Below are 19702 nucleotides of genomic sequence, written 5' to 3'. Positions count from 1 at the left end.
CGTCCACCACCGCACCCGTGGTCGGACCGGCGGCGGGCAGAAGCGACGAACAGCCCGACACCGTCAAAGCGGTGCAGAGGGCCAGGGGTAGAGCGCGCATGCAGGGTCGCCTGTCGGTTTCTCTCGTCCGCTGCCTAGACCATCCGACCGGCGCTGTCCGTGGCTGCCCGGTCACAGTCGCAGGGCGACAGGCTATCCCCGACAGCCATCCCCGCTGCACACATGAGCGAGCCGCGCTCATGGGCGCGAAACACGGGCGCCGCCGCAGACGTTGGCGCGTTTGCCGGCCTCGTCCCGTCCCGTATCGCGTGTTTCGCCCAACGTCCCCGCGCACCGATCTTCGACGCGGCCGAACCGGGAGCGCAACGAGAGCGCATGCAATCGATGACGTTGCCTCGGTCGGCGGCTTGCCATGCCGGGTCGGATACAGGACCACCAGGGCGACACAGCCTTCCGGGCCCGGAGCGACGCGCGACGATGCAACCTGACATGCCTTCGCCGCCGGCACGGACCGTCGGCGTGATCGTGGTGATGGGCGTCTCCGGCTCGGGCAAGAGCACGGTGGCCGAGCGGCTCGCCGCGCGCCTCGGCTGGGCCTTCGTCGACGGGGATTCGTTTCACAGCGCCGCCCACGTCGCCAAGATGCGCGGGGGCCACCCCCTCGACGAGGACGACCGCGCCCCTTGGCTCGCGGCCATCGCGACCTGGATCGACGCGCGTCTCCAGGCGCACGAGCCCGGCATCGTGGTCTGCTCCGCCCTGCGGCGGTCGTATCGCGACGCCTTGGTGCGTGGGCGGGATGCCGTGCGGATCGTCTACCTCGACGGCGACCGTGCCCTGATCGAGCGGCGCCTCGCCCACAGGCGGGGCCATTTCATGCCCGCGAGCCTGCTCGACACCCAGTTCGCGATCCTCGAGCCCCCCGGCCCCGAGGAAAACGCGGTGGTGGTCGGGATCGAGGCCGGGTCCGACCTCATCGCCGCAACGATCGCGGCTCGTCTCGGATTGGAGGAGGAGACATAAGGAACAGCCGCGCATGGATACCGGACACCAGAGCATCGCCCTCGTCATCTCGGACGTGGACGGCACCCTCGTCACCCCCGACAAACAGCTCACGCCGGCGACCCTGGCGGCGGTGCGCCGCCTGAACGAGGCCGGGATCGGATTCACCATCGCTTCGGCCCGGCCGCCCATCGGCCTGAAGTCCCTCGCCGCGGCCCTCGCCCTGCGCCTGCCGATGGGCGCGTTCAACGGCAGCACCCTCGTCGGCCCCGATCTGTCGATCCTCTCCGAGATCCTGATCCCGGCCGAGGCCGCGCGGGAGGCGGTGGCCCGGTTCGAAGCCGCGGACCTCGACATCTGGGTCTTCGCCGATGGCCTATGGAACCTGCGCGACCCACAAGCCCCCTATACCGATGTGGAGCGACGGACGCTCGACGCCGATCCCACCGTGGTGGACGACCTCGACCCGCTCCTCGACCATGCCGCCAAGATCGTCGGCGTCAGTGCCGATGCCGCCCACCTCGCCGCCTGCGAGACCGAGGTCGCGAAGGCCCTGGGGACAGGCGCCGACGTGCATCGCTCGCAGACCTACTACCTCGACGTGACGCCGCCCGGCGCCGGGAAGGGCCGCTTCGTCGAGGCGATGAGCCAGCGCCTCGGCATCGCGCCGTCCCGCATCGCGACGCTCGGGGACGCCGCCAACGACGTGCCGATGTTTGCCCGCAGTGGGCTCTCGATCGCCATGGGCAATGCCGATCCGGCGGTGAAGACGGCCGCCTCCCGGACCACGGCCGGCAACGATTCGGATGGCTTCGCCCGGGCCATCGACGATTTCGTCTTGCGCCGCTGAATCATCATGCCGCGCGAACGGGGCAGGGCGCTCGGCAGTCCGTTGGTGCCATTGGCGAATCGTCGGCGAAAGTGATCGCCTTCAGGGCGCCGACCTGTGCCATGTGCGCCACAGCACCTGAGGAAAGCGGCGGGGGAACCGGTACCGAGCCGCTTTCCGGCCTCAATTGAGACGGACCTTGACCATTCAGAACAAGGTCGATCCGGGTCTCCCATGAACCACCGCCTCCTGCTTCTCGCCGTCGCCGCGGTGGCCGTTCCGACGCAGATCCTCGCTCAGGGATCGGCGGCACGGGACAACATCGATGCGCTGATCGAGCAGCAGGCGAAGGCACAGGGGGTTCCGGCGAGCTTCGTCCACGCGGTGGTGAAGCGGGAGAGCAACTACAACCCGAACGCCAAGGGCGGCAGCGCGCTCGGCCTGATGCAGATCAAGCCGGCCACCGCGCGCGGCATGGGCTACCACGGCGACGCCGCCGGACTGTTCGATCCCGGCGTCAACCTGCGCTACGGCATCGCCTACCTGGCGGGCGCCTACAAGGCCGCCAAGGGCGACATCGCCCGGGCCTACGGCTACTACAACCGCGGCTATTATTACGCCGCCAAGCGCCTCGGCATCGAGACCGAAGTCGCCGAACTCGACGCCGCACCGAAGTCCAGCGCCGCCTTCGGCAGCGTCTTCGCCCGTGCGGCCGACCCGTCGGTGGCCGCTGCCAACACCGCACTGGCCTATGCGCCGAGCCCCGCCGCGAACGCCGTTCCGACGGAGTTCGTCGCGGTGCCGCTGCCGCCGCGCAGGCCGTCCTTCCTCAGCAATGCGTCGGCTCCCGTCGACGTCGCCGCTCTTGCCGCGATCCCGGCTCCGGGCGCTGCGGTGCTGGTGGCGTCGGCGGACATCGCCATCCTTTCGGCGATCGACGTGCCTCTGCCGCCGCGCAGGCCTGTGTTTCTGACGGCGACCGCGCCGACCAATGCGCCGTCCCCCATCGCGGCCGCGACAGCCGGCACGATCCTGGCTCCGGCCGCATCGGCGACGCCAGCGGGGGCGCAGGCCAACGCGATCCTGGGGGCCTCCCTGGAAGCCGCCACAGTCCAGTCCATCGACGTGCCGCTGCCGCCGCGCCGGCCTTCGCCGCTGCTTCTTGCCTCGGTCGGGCGGCCAATCGTCGCGAAGAAGCCGGTCGTTGCAGCCCCGGTGATGGAAGCCTCGGCGCTGCCCCCGGCCCAATAAGCGGCCGAACCGGCACGCGGACAGGGCCGCGCGTCCCAAACCGACAGTATTCGTACGATCAAACGGGCCTCAACCCGAGCTGAAACGCGTGCACCCGCGAAAACCGCTCGGACGGAGCATTCGCGGGTAGGCCGACTTTTCCACCGCTCCTTGCAGGCGCGAGCGCTTGCGCCGGACGCCGCAGCACCTCACATGGTGCAGCGCAGTGAAACTCTCTCGGTTCAGGCCTCTGCTGCAATCAGACAAGTACCCAATCGTCTCGAGGCGTACCGATCTGGAAATACAGTTCCAGGCGTCGGGCGCTGTGGGATTTTTATTCGTTCATCATGGCATCATACTTCCTCTGTCATGATGTCTTGACGGTGGTGTCGATCGCCAGTCCTAATCAACCGATGCGCAGGTTTCGAACCTGATCGCAAAACCGAGAAGACGGACGACGGCATGGCCGGCGCGATAGAACAAGAATCGCTTTTCCTGGCCGATCTGGGCCGTCGGGTGCGTCATGCCCGCACGGTGCGCGGCCTGTCGCGCAAGCTGCTGTCCCAGACTTCCGGGCTTTCCGAGCGCTATATCGCCCAGTTGGAGAGCGGGCAGGGCAACGTCTCGATCATCCTGCTGCGGCGGGTCTCCAATGCGATGGGCGTGCGCCTCGACGATCTGATCGCCGGGCATGAGATGAACCCGGATTGGCATGTGGTCCGCGACCTGCTCGGGAGTGCCTCGCCCGAGCAGATCACCCTCGCCAAGGGCATCCTGTCGGGCCAGACCCAGTCCGGGGGCGCGGCACCACAGCCACGCGTGGCCGTGGTGGGCCTGCGCGGGGCCGGCAAATCCACCCTGGGGCGTCGGGTCGCCGAGCGCCTCGGCTGGACCTTCGTCGAGCTGAACGCCGAGATCGAACGCGAGAATGCGCTGTCGGTGAAGGAGATTTTCGCGATCTACGGACAGGAGGGGTATCGCCGGCTCGAACAGGCGGCCCTGCGTCGCCTCACCGAGCATCCCGGTCCGATGATTCTCGCGACCAGTGGCGGCATCGTCGCCGAGCCGCTGACCTACGATCTGCTCCTGCAGGCGTTCTTCACGATCTGGCTGAGGGCTCGGCCCGAGGAGCACATGCAGCGAGTGCGCGACCAGGGTGAACTCGCCACCACCGGCGACCATCCGTCCGCGATGCAGGAGCTGCGCGCGGTCCTCGCCAGTCGCGAGCCGCTCTATGCACGGGCGCCGGCCGTGGTCGACACCTCGGACATTCCCGTCGACGTGATGGTCGACCGGCTCGCCGGGGTGATCGACACCCGCTTTGGCGGCCTGGATCATCGCCGCACCGCCTGAGGGGCGACCTTACCGCCCCTTGATCGCTCCGGTTCCTCACCCCACGCTAGGGTGCGTCGCAGGTGCGAAGACGCTCTCCGCGCCGCACGTCTCGCGGTGAAAACTTCTTCGTCGCAGCAAAACCGCGTATGAATCGTCGGGGTGCCGGATCGTCGCGCGCCTGCACCCGAGTGAGGAGCCCATGTCCGCCAGCCCTTCCCTCAGCCCGGCACCGGGCCAGGATGCCCGCCACGAGATGATCGCGATCTGCGATCCCATCTGGGCGCGCCTGCGGGCGGAAGCCGAGGCGGTGGTGCGCGAGGAGCCGCAACTCGCCTCCTTCATGGTGGCCACGATCCTCAATCACACGACCCTCGAAGGGGCCGTCTCGCATCGGGTTTCGGCGCGGCTCGGACATCCCTCTTTGCCGATGGAGCTCATCGCGCACGGGTTCTTCGAGGCGATCAAGGACGATCCCAGCATCGGGCAGAGTATCCGCGCCGACATCGCCGCGGTCCTCGATCGCGATCCGGCCGCGAGCCGATCGCTCGAGCCGGTGCTCTATTTCAAGGGTTTCCACGCGCTTCAGGCGCATCGCCTTGCGCATTGGTACTGGATGAGCGGGCGGCGCGATCTCGCGCTCTACCTCCAGAGCCGATCCTCCGAGGTGTTCCAGACCGACATCCATCCCGCCGCCCGGCTCGGCCGCGGCATCTTCCTCGATCACGCCACTGGCCTCGTGGTCGGCTCTACCGCCGTGATCGAAGACGACGTCTCGATCCTGCACGGGGTCACCCTCGGCGGCACGGGCAAGCAGGGCAGCGACCGCCACCCGAAGATCCGCCACGGCGTGATGATCGGAGCGGGGGCCAAGATTCTCGGCAACATCGAGGTCGGCGCCTGCGCCCGCGTCGCCGCCGGCTCGGTGGTCCTGAGGGCGGTCCCGGCCAACACCACCGTGGTCGGCGTGCCCGCCCGCGTGGTCGGCACCGCCGGCTGCGCCGAGCCGTCGCGCGCCATGGACCAGCTCGTCGCCATGGACCAGTTCATCCATATGGCCGACGGCATCTGACGAGTACGTCGCGGCCAAGCCCGCGCTGGCTCTCGTGGCTTGGCGAGTTCGGTGGCTCGGCGGTTTCGTGCCTTGGCGGGTTGCCCGTGCCCCGGCGTCATGGCAAGCGGTGCTGAAGACCGGCCGGGTCACGCCGTGCAGGCCCGCTGTCGGGCGCCGCACGCAAGGCTCGCCCGCCGGATGGTCCGACCAGAAACGCGAAAGGCGATCAGCGTGAACAAGACCGACATTGTGAAGGTGCAGGATTACCTTCGCCGGACTTTCGCGAACACCAACATCCGGCTGGTCGCGCGTCTGAAGAAAGACGATTCGGCCGAGGTCTATATCGGCGAGGAGTTCCTCGGCGTGGTGTCGGTGGACGACGAAGACGGTGACCGCTCGTTCAACTTCGCCATGGCGATCCTGGATATCGACCTCGAGGATTGACGCCCCGACCGGCGATTGGCTGTGCGCGACTTTAACCCTGACGCCAAGAAGTCCTTAACGTTTCGTAAACGACGCGGCACAGTGCGCTCCACATCTCCTCAGATGCTGGAGCGTTCGCGTCATGATCCTCAGCCCATCGGCCCTCGACTCGATCCAGAACCTGTGCGTCGGCCTCGCCCTCTCGGGCCTGCTCGCCAGCGCGTTCGAGCTGTTCACCGCGCGCCGGGCGAGCTTCAGCCTGCTGGAGCGCGGTGGCGTCGCGGCGGTGGCGGCCCTGCCGATTCTGGCCTTCGGGGCGCCCTTCATCATCCTGCGCAACACCATGCGCGGGCGTCGGATCGAGCGCCGTCCGATTCCCTTCGTGATGATCGCGACGATGATCGCCTGCGGTTGGAGCCTGCTGTCGGGCCGCGTCGCCCTCGATCTCGCCCACATGATCGCCGGGGCCTGAAACCCTCGCGCCCAGGACGATACGAAACGGCCGCCCTCGGGCGGCCTTTTCGTATTGGGACGGATTTCAGTGGTTGGCCGTGGCCACCGGCGGCGCCGCACCGCCATTGAGGGTGACCCAGGCCATCCCATCCTGGCCCTCGCGCTTCACGAAGATGTAGCCGGTGCGCGGTCCCGACAGGACCGCGTTGGTTTTGTTGTCGAGGATCAGGTCGCCGCGGTCGGTGCGGACCATCAGCACGGCATGGCCCTCACCGATCTCGTCGATGACCACCGTCATCCGCATCGCCCGGCGCGGCAGGCCGCGTTCCACCAGCATGCGCCGCTTGAGAAGCTGGAAGTCCTCGCAATCGCCAAAGCCGTCATCGGGATAGTCCCAACGGTCGACGACACCCCAATGGGCCTGGTCGGTGATCGGTTTGATCCGGGCATTGACCCGGCGGTTGACGCTGACGAGCAGGTCGCGGATCGCCGGGGTCAGGGTGATGAAGGCCGGCTGTGTCGTATCGACCGTGCATTCGCTCGGCATGCGGGCGCAGAAGGCGGTCCAGGCCGCAACCGGGCGGGCGGGCGGGCCTTCGTCGATGGCCTGTCCGCTCGGCAGAGCGGCGACTGTCTGCGCCTCCGTGGCGGCACCGCCGAGGAGGAGGATCGTACCGACGAGGGATAGCTGGATTGCGCGGCCGAGGCGGCCCCTGAGGGTACCCCGCTCCACCGTCGACGGTCCGTCGACGCTTCGCACAATCGCGTACCGCATGCCTGTGGCCCTGCCGTCCGTTGCTGAGACAGCGAAGTTTGCACGACTCAGGCCAGGGCTCAATCGCAAAGTTAAACCCCCGTTAACTTCCGAGATCGTCGTGGGTTCCGCTCAATACAGGATGGGCAGCACCATCAGGGCGTCGCGTCACCGATTGGCGGTGGTGATCGGTGAGGTGACTCCGCCAAGCGAGACCCATGCCACCGCGTCGGTCGCCTCCCGCTTGATGAAGACGTAGCCGGTCCGATACCAAGCCTGGATCTCGGAGGTCTTGTTATCGAGGATGAAGTCGCCGCGGTCGGTGATCAGGGTGAGGACCGCATGGCCTTCGCCCTTTTCGTCGATGACCACGGTCATCCGCATCGCCCGGCGCGGCAGGCCGGCGGCGGCCAGCAATTTGCGCTTGAGCAGTTGGTAATCCTCGCAATCGCCCGCGCCGTCCTCGGCCAGATCCCAGCGATCCGGGACGCCCCAATGATCCTGGTCGGTCACCGCCCGCAGGGACCGGTTCACCTGCCGGTTCACGCTGGCGATGGTCGACCACAGGGCCGGTGTCAGGCTGATGCGGGCGGGCTCGTTGAGGTCGACGGCGCACTCGGCGGCGTAGCGTTCGCAGAAGGCGGTCCAGGCGGCGAGCGGCCGGGCAGCGCCGACCGGCTGGGCGGCGGCGGACGCGGCGGGGAGGGCGGCCAGAATCTGCGCGCAGGCTCCGGTCGGGATGCCGAGGGTCGACGCTGCAAGACCGCAGAGAAGACCGAGAGCGCGCGTCTTCGTCCAGCCCGTCTTCATCCAGCCCATGGCGGCCCCCGTATCCAACGAGGGTCACGATGCCGCCACGGGCCCTGTGCGGCACTGAAGCCGATCCGCGCAATTTTATCGATTCGGCCGCCCTGGCCAAGCGCTCGCAGACAGGCCGAATTCGCTCCTGCGCCAATCGATCCGAATCCACGGATATTCGCAACCAACTGGTAACCGAGACGGTCGCGGCGGCCCTGCGTCGAGCCGAGCCCCGGTCAAGTTAGGCAGCTGCAACGGATAGGGGGAGGCGCTGGCTGGCGGATGTCGGTGTCCGACGCGCGAAAAGGCGCCGAACGTATCGGCGCGCAAAATCGGTGCCGGTCCGATGGTCTCGACCGCGGACGATCGGCCTTAGAAGATCAGGCCTTCATGGAACAGGTCGGGAGAGATCGGCAGCATGAACTGCACGCCGATGCCGCCTTCGAAGTAGCGGATCACCCGGCCGGGGGTGCGCCCGACCATGAGGCTGGCGCCGAGCGGCGGGGTCGTGCCCGTGGAGAGCGCGATGCCCGACATCGAGACGTCGATGATCCGAGCCTGGACCTCCCGTCCGCTCTCCAGCCGCAGTACCACCCCGGTCTGATGCGGCGTCAGGCGCTCGTGCGTCCGGCCCTCGGGCAAGCCGAGCATCTCGCGGTTGGCGATCCAGGTGAGCTGGGAGGCGATCTTGTCACGCTTGCGCTGGGTGGCGTTGAGGTGGACGGCGAACCCACCGGTGGTGTGACGCGCGATCGTCCCCTCGATGCGGCCGACATGCTCGAGATACAGCACCACGCGCTCGTCGAGGTCCCCGATCACGGCGCAGATCAGACGGACGCCGCCGGGCGACATGTCCACCGTCTGGCACGGATATTCGCGCCGGTCCGACAGCATGTAGCGGCCAAGCATCGAGACCTTGACGCGCTGATGCCGACGCAGATCGGACGGCCGGATCACGCGGACCGGTTTCGCGTCGGGGCTTGTGGCGACCTCGATCATGATGGAGGTGAATCTCGCTTCGGGTGTCAGGGGCTGAGACTAGCGTCGCGATGGTTACGAAACCTTTCGACCCTGGCGCAGCGCCGCCCCGCGGCCTCCGGGAATCTGCCGCGTGTGGCGGCCGTCTTCCATGTGCGCAACCTCACCCGAAGCCGGCCCGCGCCGGCTTGACGCTAAACATGACAATCATCATGTTTGAAATACATGATGATTGTCATGTTTATTGATGGGAAATGCGATTATGTCCAGCAAGCCTGCCGTTCTCGTCACCGGCGCCTCGTCCGGCATCGGTGCCGTCTATGCCGACCGCTTCGCCAAGCGCGGTCATGACCTCGTCCTCGTCGCGCGCGACCTCGGGCGCCTGGAAACCCTGGCCGAGCGCCTGCGCCGGGAGACCGGCGTCGCGGTGGATCTGATCCAGGCCGACCTCACCCGGATCGCGGACATCACCCGTGTCGAGTCGCGTCTACGCGACGACAGCCGGATCGGCGTTCTGGTGAACAATGCCGGCGCGGCGATCCTCGGCGGTTTCGTCGAACAGGGACCTGAGCAACTGGCCGACCTCGTCAGCCTCAACGTCACCGCCCTGACGCGGCTCGCGAGCGCGGTGGCCCCGCGCTTCGCCAAGGCCGGCGACGGCGCCATCATCAACATCGGCTCGGTGGTCGGCCTCGCGCCCGAATTCGGCATGACGGTCTATGGCGCGACCAAGGCTTTCGTTCTGTACCTGAGCCAGGGCCTGCACGGCGAACTCAGTCCGAAGGGCGTCTATGTCCAGGCGGTCCTGCCGGCCGCGACCCGCACCGAGATCTGGGAACGCTCGGGATTGGACGTGAACACGCTGCCGGCCGTCATGGAGACGGGTGACCTGGTGGACGCCGCGCTCGTGGGCTTCGATCGGCGCGAGGCCGTGACCATCCCGCCGCTGCCCGATGCGGGCCAGTGGAACACCTACGAGACGGCGCGCGCGGCCATGGTGCCCAATTTCGGCCAGGTCCACCCCGCGGAGCGCTACCGCACCGCCGCCTGACGCGTCGGCTTCGGCGACCGGCCCGAACGCCTCAGGCGCGGCCGCCGGGATGAACCAGCAGATGCCCGCGCCGAAGCGGTGCGGCATCGTTGGCCGGGATCGGAAGGTCGTTCAGCGTGGCGGCGGCATCGCCCGATTGGACGCGTCCTTGGCCGAGCACGCGCAGGGAGGTCGCCTGCAGCCGGGTCACGGGGCGCAACCCGAGCCAGTGCGGGACGCAATGCGGGCTCAAGGCGCCGAGGATGCGGGCCTGGGTCTGGCCGCGATGACGCAAGGGCAGCAGCAGGAGTTCGAGGTCGGCGACCTCGCCCTCCGCGTTGGATGCGCGCAGGCCAGCGACCACACCGAGAGTGTCGACGGCCACCGTCTCGATCAGGCGCCAAGGATCGGCATCGGGAGCGCCCCAGAGGTCGGCGAAGGCGCGTCCCTTCAGCTCGCGTCCAAACAGCGCGCAGACATGGGTGCCGGCGAGCCGAACCGTGGCGGATGCCCGAGGCACATCGACCTCGAGAATCAGACTGTCGGCCAGCAGGTTCCGGATCTCTCCGGGTTCGATCTCGCTGCGTTCCGGGGCGGCGCGCTCGCGGCGCAATCGGTCCCAGTAACTGTGGAGCATGCGGCTCGTCGGATGCTTCATGGTGTCCCGCGATGGCACGGCCCGGCGACGGACCTTTTCAAATCGGACCACATCGCCCACGCCGTGAGACGCAATGGCCCTGTGATGTCCGGTTTGGCGCACATCCTAGGCCGCCGTTCGCAAGCCCGCCCGCTTAAGTCTTCGTTAAGGTAAATTTCCCTGTGCGCAGCGCCGACGACCCGGATCGGGCCGCGTTCCTCTCGGCGTTCGCACCGACGACCCTGCGGCCTTTTGCGTCGCGACGGCCATTGCCGCGAGCCGGGGGCTTGCCGCATGGCGCCGGTCCCCGACATGGTGCGCCGATGGATGCCATGCCCGACCTGCCGCGCCAGAACCGCGTTCCCATCTTCAATATGCCGACGGTGGTCACCGCCTCCATCGGCACGCTCCTCGCCATCCACGCCCTACGCGAGTTCGTGCTGCCCGATACCTGGGACATCACGGCGCTGATCCACCTCGCGCTGATTCCCGGGCGCTGGTCGGTGGCCATCGATCCGACGCGGGCCGACGCGCTCCTGGCCGCCGCCGCGACGATCACCGGAGACCCGGACATGGTCGATGCCCGACAGGCCTTCGCCCGCTACGTCGTCGCCGAGCCCTCGGCGATGCCCTGGACCTTCGCCAGCTATGCCCTGCTGCACGGCTCGTGGATGCATGTGATCTTCAACACCGTGTGGTTGGCCGCCTTCGGCTCGCCGGTGGCGCGCCGCTGCGGAGCCCTGCGCTACGGGATCATCGCGCTCGTCGGCGCCGTGGCCGGAGGGGGCCTCCACGTCCTCATCGATCCCTTGAGCACGGCGCCCCTGATCGGAGCCTCAGCCGGCGTCTCCGCGCTGATGGCGGCGGCGGCCCGCTTCGTGTTCCAGCCGCCCCCGGCCTTCACGGGCGGACAACCATGGCACTTGCCGCCGCGCCAGCGCCTGCAGACGATCCCGGAGCTCATGCGCAACCGCACGGTGGTGGTGTTCCTCGCGATCTGGCTCGTCACGAACTTCCTGTTCGGCGTCATCGCGCTGCCCCTCGGGGCCGAGGCGACCTCGGTGGCCTGGGACGCCCATCTCGGCGGGTTCATCGCCGGCTTCTTCCTCCTGCCGCTGATCGACCGCCGCCGGATCTGAGAGCTGTCGGATTATCCCCGACGTTCCGGAGCGTTCGTCCCACCCCGCGGCGCGTGATGTCCCTTGCTATGCCACCACGGGCGCCACACAATCGCCACAGAACGAGCAGGGCCCGAACCCCGCCGCACGCGCATTTGTGATCAGGGAACAAGGACACGCCCATGACCGTCGCCCGCATCCTCGCCGAGAAAGGCCGCTCCGTCGTCACCGTGGAGCCGCAGCGCAGTCTCGCCGAGGCGATCCATCTCCTGGCCGAGAAGCGTATCGGCGCCGTCGTGGTGGTGGAGACGGACGGAGCGGTGCGCGGCATCCTCTCCGAGCGCGACATCATGCGGGCCCTCGCCGAGAAGGGGGCCGGCGCCCTCGACGCACTGGTCTCGCAGCACATGACCGCCACGGTGACCACCTGCGCCCGCGACGCCAGCGTCGAGGACGTGATGCACCTGATGACCGACGGGCGGTTCCGCCACGTACCGGTGATCGAGGAGGGGCGGCTCGCCGGTCTCATCTCCATCGGCGATGTGGTCAAGCGCCGGATCGCCGCCGTGGAGGCCGAGCACCAGGCGATGCGCGACTACATCACCATGGCGTAATGGAGCCGGCGCCGACGTCCCGCGCGGGCGCCGGGCTCACGCCCGCTCGGCGGCCGAGGCGATGATCGCGCGAATCGCCGGGAGGGCGGCCCGGGCCGCCTGTCGCCCGAGCTCGATTCCCTCCGCCGCCCGGTGGAACTCGAACAGACCCATGCCGGCGAGCTGAGGTGAGACGGTGACGTCGGGCGGGTCGCCCGCGAGACGCGCCCGGGAAATCCGGTCCTGTGTGATGTTGAAGGCGTCGAGCATCACCCGCGCCATGCCGGGATTCGCCGTCTCCGTGCTTCCCTTACCCGACCTCTTGCCGGGCGCCGTCCGGCGCCACGGCCGCAACTGGATCCAACGCCGGCGGCGCGCCACGGCTTCCACCGCCTCGACCTCGATCCCAGGAGGGACGGGATCGTTCGGCGCCTCGGCCCCACGCGGGTCGCCGTTGAGGTTGACGCAGATCACCAGATCGGCCCCGAGGGCGCGCGCGGTGGTGATGGGGACCGGGTTGACCAGGGTTCCGTCCATCAGGAGGCGTGCGTCGAGGCGGACCGGCGGGAAGATGCCGGGCAGGGCGTAGGAGGCGCGCAGCGACTCGACCAGGCCGCCGCTGGTGAGCCAGACCTCGGCGCCCGTGCCGAGTTCGGTGGCGACGCTGGCGAACCGGATCGGCAGATGCTCGATGCGCCGATCGCCGAGGTCGCGCTCCAGACGCAGCCTGAGCCGATCACCGGCGATGAGACCACCGCCCAGACGCACGTCGAGGAGACCCATGACGCGGCGCTTGGTCAGCGACAGGGCGAAGGTCTTGAGCAGCCCCAACTGGCCCGCGGCGTAGCAGCCGCCGACCACGGCGCCGATGGAGCAGCCGGAGACCGCCACGGGGTGGATGCCGGCCTCTTCCAGAACCTCGATGACGCCAATATGCGACCAGCCCCGAGCCGAGCCGCCCCCCAGAGCCAGGCCGATGCGGGGGGCACGCGGGGCGGGGGGCGGCACCGGCTCGACGGTCCCGGGTGTAAAACGCGGGCGCACCGGGCCGCTACCCCGCCCCGTCGCCGCATCCCGGACGAGTCCGTCCAAGCTCATGGTGCCGGACTCATCGGAGGGCGATCACGGTGCGGGCGGCCCGAGCTGCACGCGCCCGGAATCCGGATCGACCGCGACGCGACGGTAGAAGCAGGCGCGGCGCCCGGTATGGCAGCACCCGCCATCGCCGCCCACCGTGACCCGGATGAGCACCGCATCCTGGTCGCAATCGACCCGCATCTCGACGATGCGCTGGATCTGCCCGCTGGTGGCGCCCTTGTGCCAGAGTTCGTTGCGCGAGCGCGACCAGTACCACGCCTCGCCGGTCTCCAGCGTGCGCGCCAGCGATTCGGCGTTCATGTGGGCGAGCATCAGGATCTGCCCGTCGGCGGCATCCACCGCGATGCAGGAGATCAGGCCGTTGGCGTCGAAGCGGGGGGTGAAGGCCGCCCCCTCCTCGACCTCGGTCCGAGACCCCGGCGTGTCGAAGGCGATCGTCATCCTGCGGCCGTTCAGGGCTTGTTGCGTACGAGGGTCAGGAAGCGGACCTGCTCGTTGGCGTCGTCCTTGAACGCGCCGCGGAACTGGGTGGTGATCGTCGAGACGCCGGCCTTCTGGACGCCGCGCATGGCCATGCAGAGATGCTCGGCCTCCACCATCACGGCAATACCGCGCGGCTTGAGGATGGTCTCGATCACGTCGGCGATCTGCGCCGTCATCGTCTCCTGGGTCTGGAGGCGGCGGGCGAAGGTGTCGACCACACGGGCGAGCTTCGACAGGCCGACCACGCCCTTGGTCGGGTAATAGGCGATGTGGGCGAGGCCCATGAACGGCACCATGTGGTGCTCGCAATGGGAGTAGAACGGGATGTCGCGCACCAGCACGATGTCCGAATAGCCTTCGACCTCCTCGAACACCCGCTCCAGCAGGATGGTGGCGTCCTGGCGATACCCCGAGAAGATCTGTTCGTAGGACTTGGCCACGCGCGCCGGCGTGTCGCGAAGCCCCTCGCGGGCCGGATCGTCGCCAGCCCAGCGCAAGAGAACCCGCACGGCGGCCTCGGCCTCCTCGCGGCTCGGCCGGCCGGTGGCGATGGCATCGGGCACGCGCTGGATCGATGCCGGCGCGGGCGCGACCTCGACCTCTGGAGCCGGAACGGGAGCGTTGTCGTTGCGGGTGCCGTTCAGGGCCGCGGGCGCGGCGCCATTGGGTCGGGTGGGGTCCATCCTCGAATCCTCCGTCTCGGTCAGGCGGTAGGACAAGGACTTGAGCGCGGCATCCATGGCATCTTCCGCCCGAGCGATCCGGGTCGTCATCGTGTTGCTGTCGGGTTTGGCATACATCGTCGAACCATTGGCCGTCTTGGCGGAGGCCGGCATGTCAGCCATGGCGGCGGGCGCGACCCTGGCCTTGGGCGCAGCCCTGATCGACGATCCGCCTCCTCGCGAAACGGTCCGTGGGCGCCTATATCGTCGTTATCGCGTCGTCGCGCAATGCGGTGAGCGCGGATCAGATCACCGGGATCGGAAGCCGGCTTTCTCGCGCCGAGGCCGTGGCGACCGCAGGACGCATCCATGCTCGACGACATCTACAACCGCCGAATCCTCGAACTCGCCGCCGACATTCCACGCCTCGGGCGGCTGCCCGACCCCGATGCCAGCGCCACCGCCCATTCGAAGCTCTGCGGCTCCACCGTGACCGTGGACCTCACCCTCGCCGAAGGTGTGGTCACGGACTTCGCCCACGAGGTGAAGGCCTGCGCCCTGGGGCAGGCCTCGTCCTCGCTGATGGCCCGGCATGTGGTGGGCACGCAGGCCGAAGAGTTGCGGGCCTTGCGCGACGCCATGCGCCGGATGCTGAAGGAGGGCGGTCCGGCCCCGCAGGGCAAATGGGCGGATCTGGCGGTGCTGGAGCCGGTACGCGACTTCAAGGCCCGCCATGCCTCGACGCTACTGACCTTTGACGCGGTGGTCGACGCCCTCGACCGGGCCGCCGGCAAGGCGCAGGCCGCGTAGGCGTCCGTGATCCGACAGGCGGCCCATTTCGCGATCCGGGGCTACCAGCTCACCCTGTCGAGCCTGATCGGCCGCCAGTGCCGGCACTGGCCGTCGTGCTCGACCTATACCGACGCGGCGATCCAGCGCCACGGCCTCTGGGCCGGCGGCTGGATCGGCTTTTCGCGGATCTGCCGCTGCGGTCCCTTCGGCACCCACGGCATCGACCTCGTGCCGGAGGCGGTGCCGCCTCAGGCCACCTGGGTCACGCCCTGGCGTTACGGGCGCTGGCGCGGGGTCGAGGCACCACGCTCGCCGTTCGTTTGCGAGGAGTTCGACACAGGCGACGGGCAGACTCTCACACCGGCGCCGCGCCCAGCCAGCGCAGCACCACCAGCGTCCCGGTGACGGTGAGCGCGCCGCCGATGCGGGTGGCGATCTGCGCGAATGGCATCAGCGCCATCCGGTTGGCGGCAGTGAGGATCGCCACGTCGCCGGTGCCGCCCTGGCCACTGTGGCAGGCGTTCACGATGGCGGTCTCGATCGGATACATCCCGAGCCAGCGCCCGACCACGTAGCCCGTCGCCATCAGCGTCGTCACGGTGGACACGATGGTGATCAGGTTCGGCACGGTGAAGGCGGCCACCAGTTTGTCCCAGGGTGTCATCGAGACGCCGATGGCGAACAGCAGCGGGTAGGTCATGCCCACCTGCACGAACTTGTAGACAATGAAGCCACCGGCCTGGAGACGCGGCGAGACCGCGCTCGCGAGCTTGGCGAGCACGGCGAGGAACAGCATCGCCACGGGGGCGGGCAGGCCGGTGAGGTGGTGGCACATCACGCCGAGGAGATAGAGCGTCACAGCCGTGAGACCGGCGCCCGCCACGGTGGCGGGATCGATCGGCCCGGTCTCCACGGGGGCGGCAGCCGCCATGTCGTTCTCGGAATCGGGCTGGAGACGGCCCTCGCCGGTGAGATGCGGCTTGCGCTTGCCCACCGCGTTGAGGGTGCCGGCGAAGACGATCGCCGTGAGGCTGCCGAGCATCACCGGGGGCAGCACCTGGGCGAACACATCGCCCTGGGGGACGCCGAGAATCGCGCCGTAGCCGATGGAGAGCGGGATCGCGCCCTCGCCGACGCCACCGGCCATGATCGGCACGACGATGTAGAAGAAGGTGTGGTGGGCTCCGAGCCCGAGGGCCGTACCCACCGCGGTGCCGACGCAGGCGGCGGCCACCGAGCCGACCCCCAGGGGTACGAAGATTTTCACGAAGCCCTTGATCAGCACCGCGCGGTCCATGCCGAGGATGCTGCCGACGATGATCGCCGCGATGTAGAGGTAGAGGAAGTTGGTGAACTTGGTGAAGTCGCCGATCGCCGTGGCGATCTGCGGCGGGATCAGCTTGTAGTAGACCAGCGCCGAGGGGATGAAGGTGGCGAAGATCGCCCCGGCACCGATGTTGCGCAGCAGGGGCAGGCGCTTGCCGATCTCGGCACAGGTGAAGCCGCCGAGCGCCAGGACCGCGATCATCGTCGGTGCGTCGGGCTTGATTTCACCCTCAACGGTGAGGACGGCCAGGAGCACGGCGACGATGAGGTAGACCGGCAGCGGGATGATGCCGATCTGGATATCCACGAGGCGCCACCAGCCATGCGGCCAGAACTTGCGCGTCGGCGTCGGCGTCCCGGGAACGTGGGCGGTCGTCGTGATCGCGACCCCCTCGGGGGATGCCGCTTGGGCTTGGCTCGGCATGGTTTGTCTCCCGGCGACAGCCCTTGTCCCGATGGGGGTGGGCTCTTGTTCTGGTCCGCGAAAGTTAGGGTGTCGAGCGCGCGCGCATCGCGCGTGCGTGTCGGTCAACATCACGAGGCCCACGCCGGCATTGTCAATTCAACACTGAATCGGGCGGGGCGCATCGCCTGAAATCTCGCCGGGATTGTCAGGGCGCGTCCCCGGCCGTGCGCGGTCGCAGCGAAGGATCGGTCGGGCTCGCCCGCATTCCTTTGGAACGGGCGCGTTCCTTTGACACGTGAATCGGTCTAAACGGCGCGGCGCGGCTCTCACGATCCGCATGTCGCCCCCCAACGCGGTGCCCGGCGCCGCTTTTCGTATTCGATGCACCGCTTACCTGCCGCGTACGCAGGAGTGAGCGTAGAGGAGACCTTCGCGATGCCGATCCTGACCTTCCCGGACGGGAACACCCGTAGCTTCGACGAGGCGGTCACCGGCCGCGCCGTCGTCGAGGGCATCGCCAAGTCGCTGGCCAAGCGCACCGTCGCCATGGCGCTGGACGGCACCGTGCGCGACCTCGGCGACCTCATCGCCCACGATACCCGCATCGAGTTCCTCGACCGTGCCGATCCGCGCAGCCTGGAGCTGATCCGGCACGATTGCGCCCACGTCCTGGCCGAGGCGGTGCAGGCCCTCTGGCCGGAGACGCAGGTCACCATCGGACCGGTGATCGAGAACGGCTTCTATTACGATTTTTCGCGCGACCGTCCGTTCACCCCGGACGACTTCCCCGCCATCGAGGCCAAGATGCGCGAGATCATCGCGCGCGATTCCCCCTTCACAAAGGAAGTCTGGGCACGCGCGGACGTGCGCGCGCTCTTCTCGGAGAAGGGCGAGGCCTACAAGGTCGAGCTCGTCGATGCGATTCCGCCCGGCGAGGACCTCAACATCTATCGCCAGGGCGACTGGTTCGACCTGTGCCGCGGTCCCCACATGACCTCGACGGCCAAGGTCGGCACCGCCTTCAAGCTGATGAAGGTCGCCGGCGCCTATTGGCGGGGTGATTCCAACAATCCGATGCTGACCCGCATCTACGGCACCGCCTGGGCCACCAAGGAGGACCTCGACGCCTATCTGCACCGCCTGGAGGAGGCCGAGCGTCGCGACCACCGGCGGCTCGGCCGCGAGATGGACCTGTTCCACTTCCAGGAGGAGGGGCCGGGCGTCGTGTTCTGGCACGCCAAGGGCTGGACGGTGTTCCAGGAGCTGATCGCCTACATGCGACGGCGCCTGAAGGGCGACTACCAAGAGGTCAACGCCCCCCAGATCCTCGACAAGGCCCTGTGGGAGACCTCCGGCCACTGGGAGTGGTACCGCGAGAACATGTTCGTCACCAAGACCGAGGACGAGCGCGTCTTCGCGATCAAGCCGATGAACTGCCCCGGCCACGTGCTGATCTTCAAGCATGGCCTGAAGTCCTATCGCGACCTGCCGTTGCGCATGGCCGAGTTCGGATCGGTCTCGCGCTACGAGCCGTCCGGCGCCTTACACGGGCTGATGCGGGTGCGCGCGTTCACGCAGGACGACGCGCATGTGTTCTGCACCGAGGACCAACTCGCGGCCGAATGCCTGAAGATCAACGACCTGATCCTGTCGACCTATGCCGATTTCGGCTTCGGCGACATCGTGGTGAAACTCTCCACCCGCCCCGAGAAGCGCGTCGGATCGGATGCACTCTGGGACCACGCCGAAGAGGTGATGACCCGGGTGCTCGCTCAGATCGAGGAGCAGTCGGGCGGGCGGATCAAGACCGCGATCAACCCGGGCGAGGGCGCCTTCTACGGGCCGAAGTTCGAATACGTCCTGCGCGACGCCATCGGCCGCGACTGGCAATGTGGCACCACGCAGGTGGACTTCAACCTGCCGGAGCGCTTCGGGGCGTTCTACGTCGATGCCGATAGCGGGAAGAAGCCGCCGGTGATGGTCCACCGCGCCATCTGCGGCTCGCTGGAACGGTTCACCGGCATCCTGATCGAGCATTTCGCCGGGCATTTCCCGCTCTGGCTCGCGCCGGTGCAGGTGGTGGTCGCCACCATCACGGGGGATGCCGATCCCTACGCCCGCGAAGTCGTCGCTGCGGCCGACCGCCTCGGTCTCCGGGTGGAGTCGGACCTGCGCAATGAGAAGATCAACTACAAGGTGCGCGAGCACTCGCTCGCCAAGGTGCCGGTGATGCTCGTCGTCGGCCGCAAGGAAGGCGAGGAGCGCACCGTCTCGATCCGTCGCTTCGGCAGCCAGCAGACCCGCACCGGCGGCCTCGACGAGACCCTGGCCGCTCTGGTGGCGGAGGCGACCGCGCCCGACCGGATTCGGGCCGCAAGCGTTGCCGAGAGCGTCCCGAGCGCGGAGGTGGCCCTCGATGCTCACCACGGAGAGAGCCCGACGCCCTGATCGGGATGCGCAAAAAGTCGATCCAATCAGTTTCGACGGACCGGACTTACGCCAGACGACCTCGATGAGTTCCTGTCATCGAGGTCATCTAGCGTCATAACGTAAAAGCCTTTTCCCAATCGAATTTTTATGGGCGATTCTTTTGATAATCGGAGTTCCGCTCGCGTCTTAAAGGTGGAGATTACGAAATTTGTGAAACTTCACAGACGTCTCGCGGCCATCGCCAAAAGCTTTTAAACTTTCGATGAGGTTGAAA

General features: G+C 68.1%; 21 protein-coding genes. 13 read left to right on the top strand and 8 right to left on the bottom strand.

From position 1 onward, the window contains the following. The first annotated feature begins 489 nt into the window (after positions 1 to 489). From G3T14_RS04545 to G3T14_RS04515, 7 genes are all read left to right on the top strand, one after another. A complete protein-coding gene (locus G3T14_RS04545; protein WP_163640468.1) occupies positions 490 to 1023 on the top strand; it encodes a gluconokinase in 534 nt (177 codons plus the stop codon). Positions 1024 to 1036: 13 nt separating this feature from the next. Then, positions 1037 to 1852 carry an HAD family hydrolase gene (locus G3T14_RS04540; RefSeq protein ID WP_163640466.1) on the top strand — a complete coding sequence of 272 codons (816 nt, stop codon included), beginning with the start codon at positions 1037 to 1039 and terminating at the stop codon, positions 1850 to 1852. Between the two features lie 213 nt (positions 1853 to 2065). Continuing rightward, positions 2066 to 3082, top strand: a complete 1017-nt coding sequence (locus G3T14_RS04535; RefSeq protein ID WP_163640463.1) for a transglycosylase SLT domain-containing protein — start codon at positions 2066 to 2068, stop codon at positions 3080 to 3082. Positions 3083 to 3466: 384 nt separating this feature from the next. Next, positions 3467 to 4414, top strand: coding sequence for a helix-turn-helix transcriptional regulator (locus tag G3T14_RS04530; protein WP_348645207.1), 948 nt, complete (start codon positions 3467 to 3469; stop codon positions 4412 to 4414). A gap of 181 nt (positions 4415 to 4595) precedes the next feature. Continuing rightward, entirely contained in the window at positions 4596 to 5465 is an 870-nt protein-coding gene (cysE, locus tag G3T14_RS04525; RefSeq protein WP_163640459.1) for a serine O-acetyltransferase, read from the top strand. A 213-nt stretch (positions 5466 to 5678) separates the two neighbouring features. Further along, on the top strand, positions 5679 to 5891 hold the full coding sequence (locus G3T14_RS04520) for a DUF3126 family protein (protein WP_163640457.1): 213 nt from the start codon (positions 5679 to 5681) through the stop codon (positions 5889 to 5891). Positions 5892 to 6012: 121 nt separating this feature from the next. Further along, complete coding sequence (locus G3T14_RS04515) at positions 6013 to 6342, top strand: hypothetical protein (protein WP_163640455.1); 330 nt, start codon at positions 6013 to 6015, stop codon at positions 6340 to 6342. 66 nt (positions 6343 to 6408) lie between these two features. Here G3T14_RS04515 and G3T14_RS04510 read toward each other — a convergent pair whose 3' ends face one another. The 3 genes from G3T14_RS04510 to G3T14_RS04500 all read right to left on the bottom strand — a co-directional run bounded on the left by G3T14_RS04510 (position 6409) and on the right by G3T14_RS04500 (position 8874). Then, positions 6409 to 7098: a transglutaminase-like cysteine peptidase gene (locus G3T14_RS04510; protein ID WP_163640453.1), complete on the bottom strand. Its 690-nt coding sequence runs from the start codon at positions 7096 to 7098 to the stop codon at positions 6409 to 6411. A 147-nt stretch (positions 7099 to 7245) separates the two neighbouring features. Beyond that, on the bottom strand, positions 7246 to 7896 hold the full coding sequence (locus G3T14_RS04505) for a transglutaminase-like cysteine peptidase (RefSeq protein ID WP_246732901.1): 651 nt from the start codon (positions 7894 to 7896) through the stop codon (positions 7246 to 7248). 351 nt (positions 7897 to 8247) lie between these two features. Next, complete coding sequence (locus G3T14_RS04500) at positions 8248 to 8874, bottom strand: PilZ domain-containing protein (protein WP_163640451.1); 627 nt, start codon at positions 8872 to 8874, stop codon at positions 8248 to 8250. 241 nt (positions 8875 to 9115) lie between these two features. On the opposite strand from G3T14_RS04500, the gene G3T14_RS04495 reads away from it, so the two are divergent. Continuing rightward, on the top strand, positions 9116 to 9904 hold the full coding sequence (locus G3T14_RS04495; protein ID WP_163640449.1) for an SDR family oxidoreductase: 789 nt from the start codon (positions 9116 to 9118) through the stop codon (positions 9902 to 9904). 31 nt (positions 9905 to 9935) lie between these two features. On the opposite strand, the gene G3T14_RS04490 is transcribed toward G3T14_RS04495, so the two are convergent. Next, a complete protein-coding gene (locus G3T14_RS04490; RefSeq protein WP_163640447.1) occupies positions 9936 to 10541 on the bottom strand; it encodes a PAS domain-containing protein in 606 nt (201 codons plus the stop codon). Positions 10542 to 10843: 302 nt separating this feature from the next. Between G3T14_RS04490 and G3T14_RS04485 the strand changes: the two genes are divergently transcribed. Both G3T14_RS04485 and G3T14_RS04480 read left to right on the top strand, forming a co-directional pair. Further along, a complete protein-coding gene (locus G3T14_RS04485; RefSeq protein WP_163640446.1) occupies positions 10844 to 11659 on the top strand; it encodes a rhomboid family intramembrane serine protease in 816 nt (271 codons plus the stop codon). 161 nt (positions 11660 to 11820) lie between these two features. Then, positions 11821 to 12252: a CBS domain-containing protein gene (locus G3T14_RS04480; protein ID WP_163640445.1), complete on the top strand. Its 432-nt coding sequence runs from the start codon at positions 11821 to 11823 to the stop codon at positions 12250 to 12252. A gap of 36 nt (positions 12253 to 12288) precedes the next feature. Here G3T14_RS04480 and G3T14_RS04475 read toward each other — a convergent pair whose 3' ends face one another. From G3T14_RS04475 to folE, 3 genes are read right to left on the bottom strand one after another with little or no spacing between them, the layout of a single operon-like run. Beyond that, complete coding sequence (locus G3T14_RS04475) at positions 12289 to 13329, bottom strand: patatin-like phospholipase family protein (RefSeq protein ID WP_163640444.1); 1041 nt, start codon at positions 13327 to 13329, stop codon at positions 12289 to 12291. A gap of 24 nt (positions 13330 to 13353) precedes the next feature. Continuing rightward, positions 13354 to 13770 (bottom strand): phosphoribosyl-AMP cyclohydrolase, encoded by a 417-nt coding sequence (gene hisI / locus G3T14_RS04470; RefSeq protein ID WP_163640443.1) that lies wholly within the window; start codon positions 13768 to 13770, stop codon positions 13354 to 13356. Between the two features lie 11 nt (positions 13771 to 13781). Beyond that, positions 13782 to 14612: a GTP cyclohydrolase I FolE gene (folE, locus tag G3T14_RS04465; protein ID WP_163640501.1), complete on the bottom strand. Its 831-nt coding sequence runs from the start codon at positions 14610 to 14612 to the stop codon at positions 13782 to 13784. A 231-nt stretch (positions 14613 to 14843) separates the two neighbouring features. On the opposite strand from folE, the gene G3T14_RS04460 reads away from it, so the two are divergent. Together G3T14_RS04460 and yidD are read left to right on the top strand one after the other, a co-directional pair. Next, the gene (locus G3T14_RS04460; RefSeq protein ID WP_163640442.1) at positions 14844 to 15284 is read left to right on the top strand and encodes an iron-sulfur cluster assembly scaffold protein; all 441 of its coding nucleotides are present in this window, start codon (positions 14844 to 14846) and stop codon (positions 15282 to 15284) included. A gap of 6 nt (positions 15285 to 15290) precedes the next feature. After that, on the top strand, positions 15291 to 15671 hold the full coding sequence (gene yidD, locus G3T14_RS04455; protein WP_163640441.1) for a membrane protein insertion efficiency factor YidD: 381 nt from the start codon (positions 15291 to 15293) through the stop codon (positions 15669 to 15671). Here the strand turns inward: yidD and G3T14_RS04450 are convergent. Then, a complete protein-coding gene (locus G3T14_RS04450) occupies positions 15622 to 17016 on the bottom strand; it encodes a 2-hydroxycarboxylate transporter family protein (protein WP_163640440.1) in 1395 nt (464 codons plus the stop codon). The genes yidD and G3T14_RS04450 overlap by 50 nt on opposite strands. Before the next feature lie 417 nt (positions 17017 to 17433). On the opposite strand from G3T14_RS04450, the gene thrS reads away from it, so the two are divergent. Continuing rightward, positions 17434 to 19446: a threonine--tRNA ligase gene (gene thrS / locus G3T14_RS04445; RefSeq protein ID WP_163640438.1), complete on the top strand. Its 2013-nt coding sequence runs from the start codon at positions 17434 to 17436 to the stop codon at positions 19444 to 19446. Positions 19447 to 19702 lie beyond the last annotated feature (256 nt).

Source organism: Methylobacterium sp. BTF04 (assembly GCF_010692745.1).
Classification (GTDB): domain Bacteria; phylum Pseudomonadota; class Alphaproteobacteria; order Rhizobiales; family Beijerinckiaceae; genus Methylobacterium.
The sequence above is the reverse complement of the archived record's forward strand: the minus strand, read 5'-3'. Positions and strand labels throughout refer to the sequence as shown.

Excerpts from the sequence above, each read along its gene's own strand:
- G3T14_RS04545 (WP_163640468.1), top strand. The coding sequence starts at position 490 with ATGCCTTCGCCGCCGGCACGGACCGTCGGCGTGATCGTGGTGATGGGC.
- G3T14_RS04540 (WP_163640466.1), top strand. The coding sequence starts at position 1,037 with ATGGATACCGGACACCAGAGCATCGCCCTCGTCATCTCGGACGTGGAC.
- G3T14_RS04535 (WP_163640463.1), top strand. The coding sequence starts at position 2,066 with ATGAACCACCGCCTCCTGCTTCTCGCCGTCGCCGCGGTGGCCGTTCCG.
- cysE (WP_163640459.1), top strand. The coding sequence starts at position 4,596 with ATGTCCGCCAGCCCTTCCCTCAGCCCGGCACCGGGCCAGGATGCCCGC.
- G3T14_RS04515 (WP_163640455.1), top strand. The coding sequence starts at position 6,013 with ATGATCCTCAGCCCATCGGCCCTCGACTCGATCCAGAACCTGTGCGTC.
- G3T14_RS04510 (WP_163640453.1), bottom strand. The coding sequence starts at position 7,098 with ATGCGGTACGCGATTGTGCGAAGCGTCGACGGACCGTCGACGGTGGAG.
- G3T14_RS04505 (WP_246732901.1), bottom strand. The coding sequence starts at position 7,896 with ATGGGCTGGATGAAGACGGGCTGGACGAAGACGCGCGCTCTCGGTCTT.
- G3T14_RS04500 (WP_163640451.1), bottom strand. The coding sequence starts at position 8,874 with ATGATCGAGGTCGCCACAAGCCCCGACGCGAAACCGGTCCGCGTGATC.
- G3T14_RS04495 (WP_163640449.1), top strand. The coding sequence starts at position 9,116 with ATGTCCAGCAAGCCTGCCGTTCTCGTCACCGGCGCCTCGTCCGGCATC.
- G3T14_RS04490 (WP_163640447.1), bottom strand. The coding sequence starts at position 10,541 with ATGAAGCATCCGACGAGCCGCATGCTCCACAGTTACTGGGACCGATTG.
- G3T14_RS04485 (WP_163640446.1), top strand. The coding sequence starts at position 10,844 with ATGGATGCCATGCCCGACCTGCCGCGCCAGAACCGCGTTCCCATCTTC.
- G3T14_RS04480 (WP_163640445.1), top strand. The coding sequence starts at position 11,821 with ATGACCGTCGCCCGCATCCTCGCCGAGAAAGGCCGCTCCGTCGTCACC.
- G3T14_RS04475 (WP_163640444.1), bottom strand. The coding sequence starts at position 13,329 with ATGAGCTTGGACGGACTCGTCCGGGATGCGGCGACGGGGCGGGGTAGC.
- hisI (WP_163640443.1), bottom strand. The coding sequence starts at position 13,770 with ATGACGATCGCCTTCGACACGCCGGGGTCTCGGACCGAGGTCGAGGAG.
- folE (WP_163640501.1), bottom strand. The coding sequence starts at position 14,612 with ATGTATGCCAAACCCGACAGCAACACGATGACGACCCGGATCGCTCGG.
- G3T14_RS04460 (WP_163640442.1), top strand. The coding sequence starts at position 14,844 with ATGCTCGACGACATCTACAACCGCCGAATCCTCGAACTCGCCGCCGAC.
- G3T14_RS04450 (WP_163640440.1), bottom strand. The coding sequence starts at position 17,016 with ATGCCGAGCCAAGCCCAAGCGGCATCCCCCGAGGGGGTCGCGATCACG.
- thrS (WP_163640438.1), top strand. The coding sequence starts at position 17,434 with ATGCCGATCCTGACCTTCCCGGACGGGAACACCCGTAGCTTCGACGAG.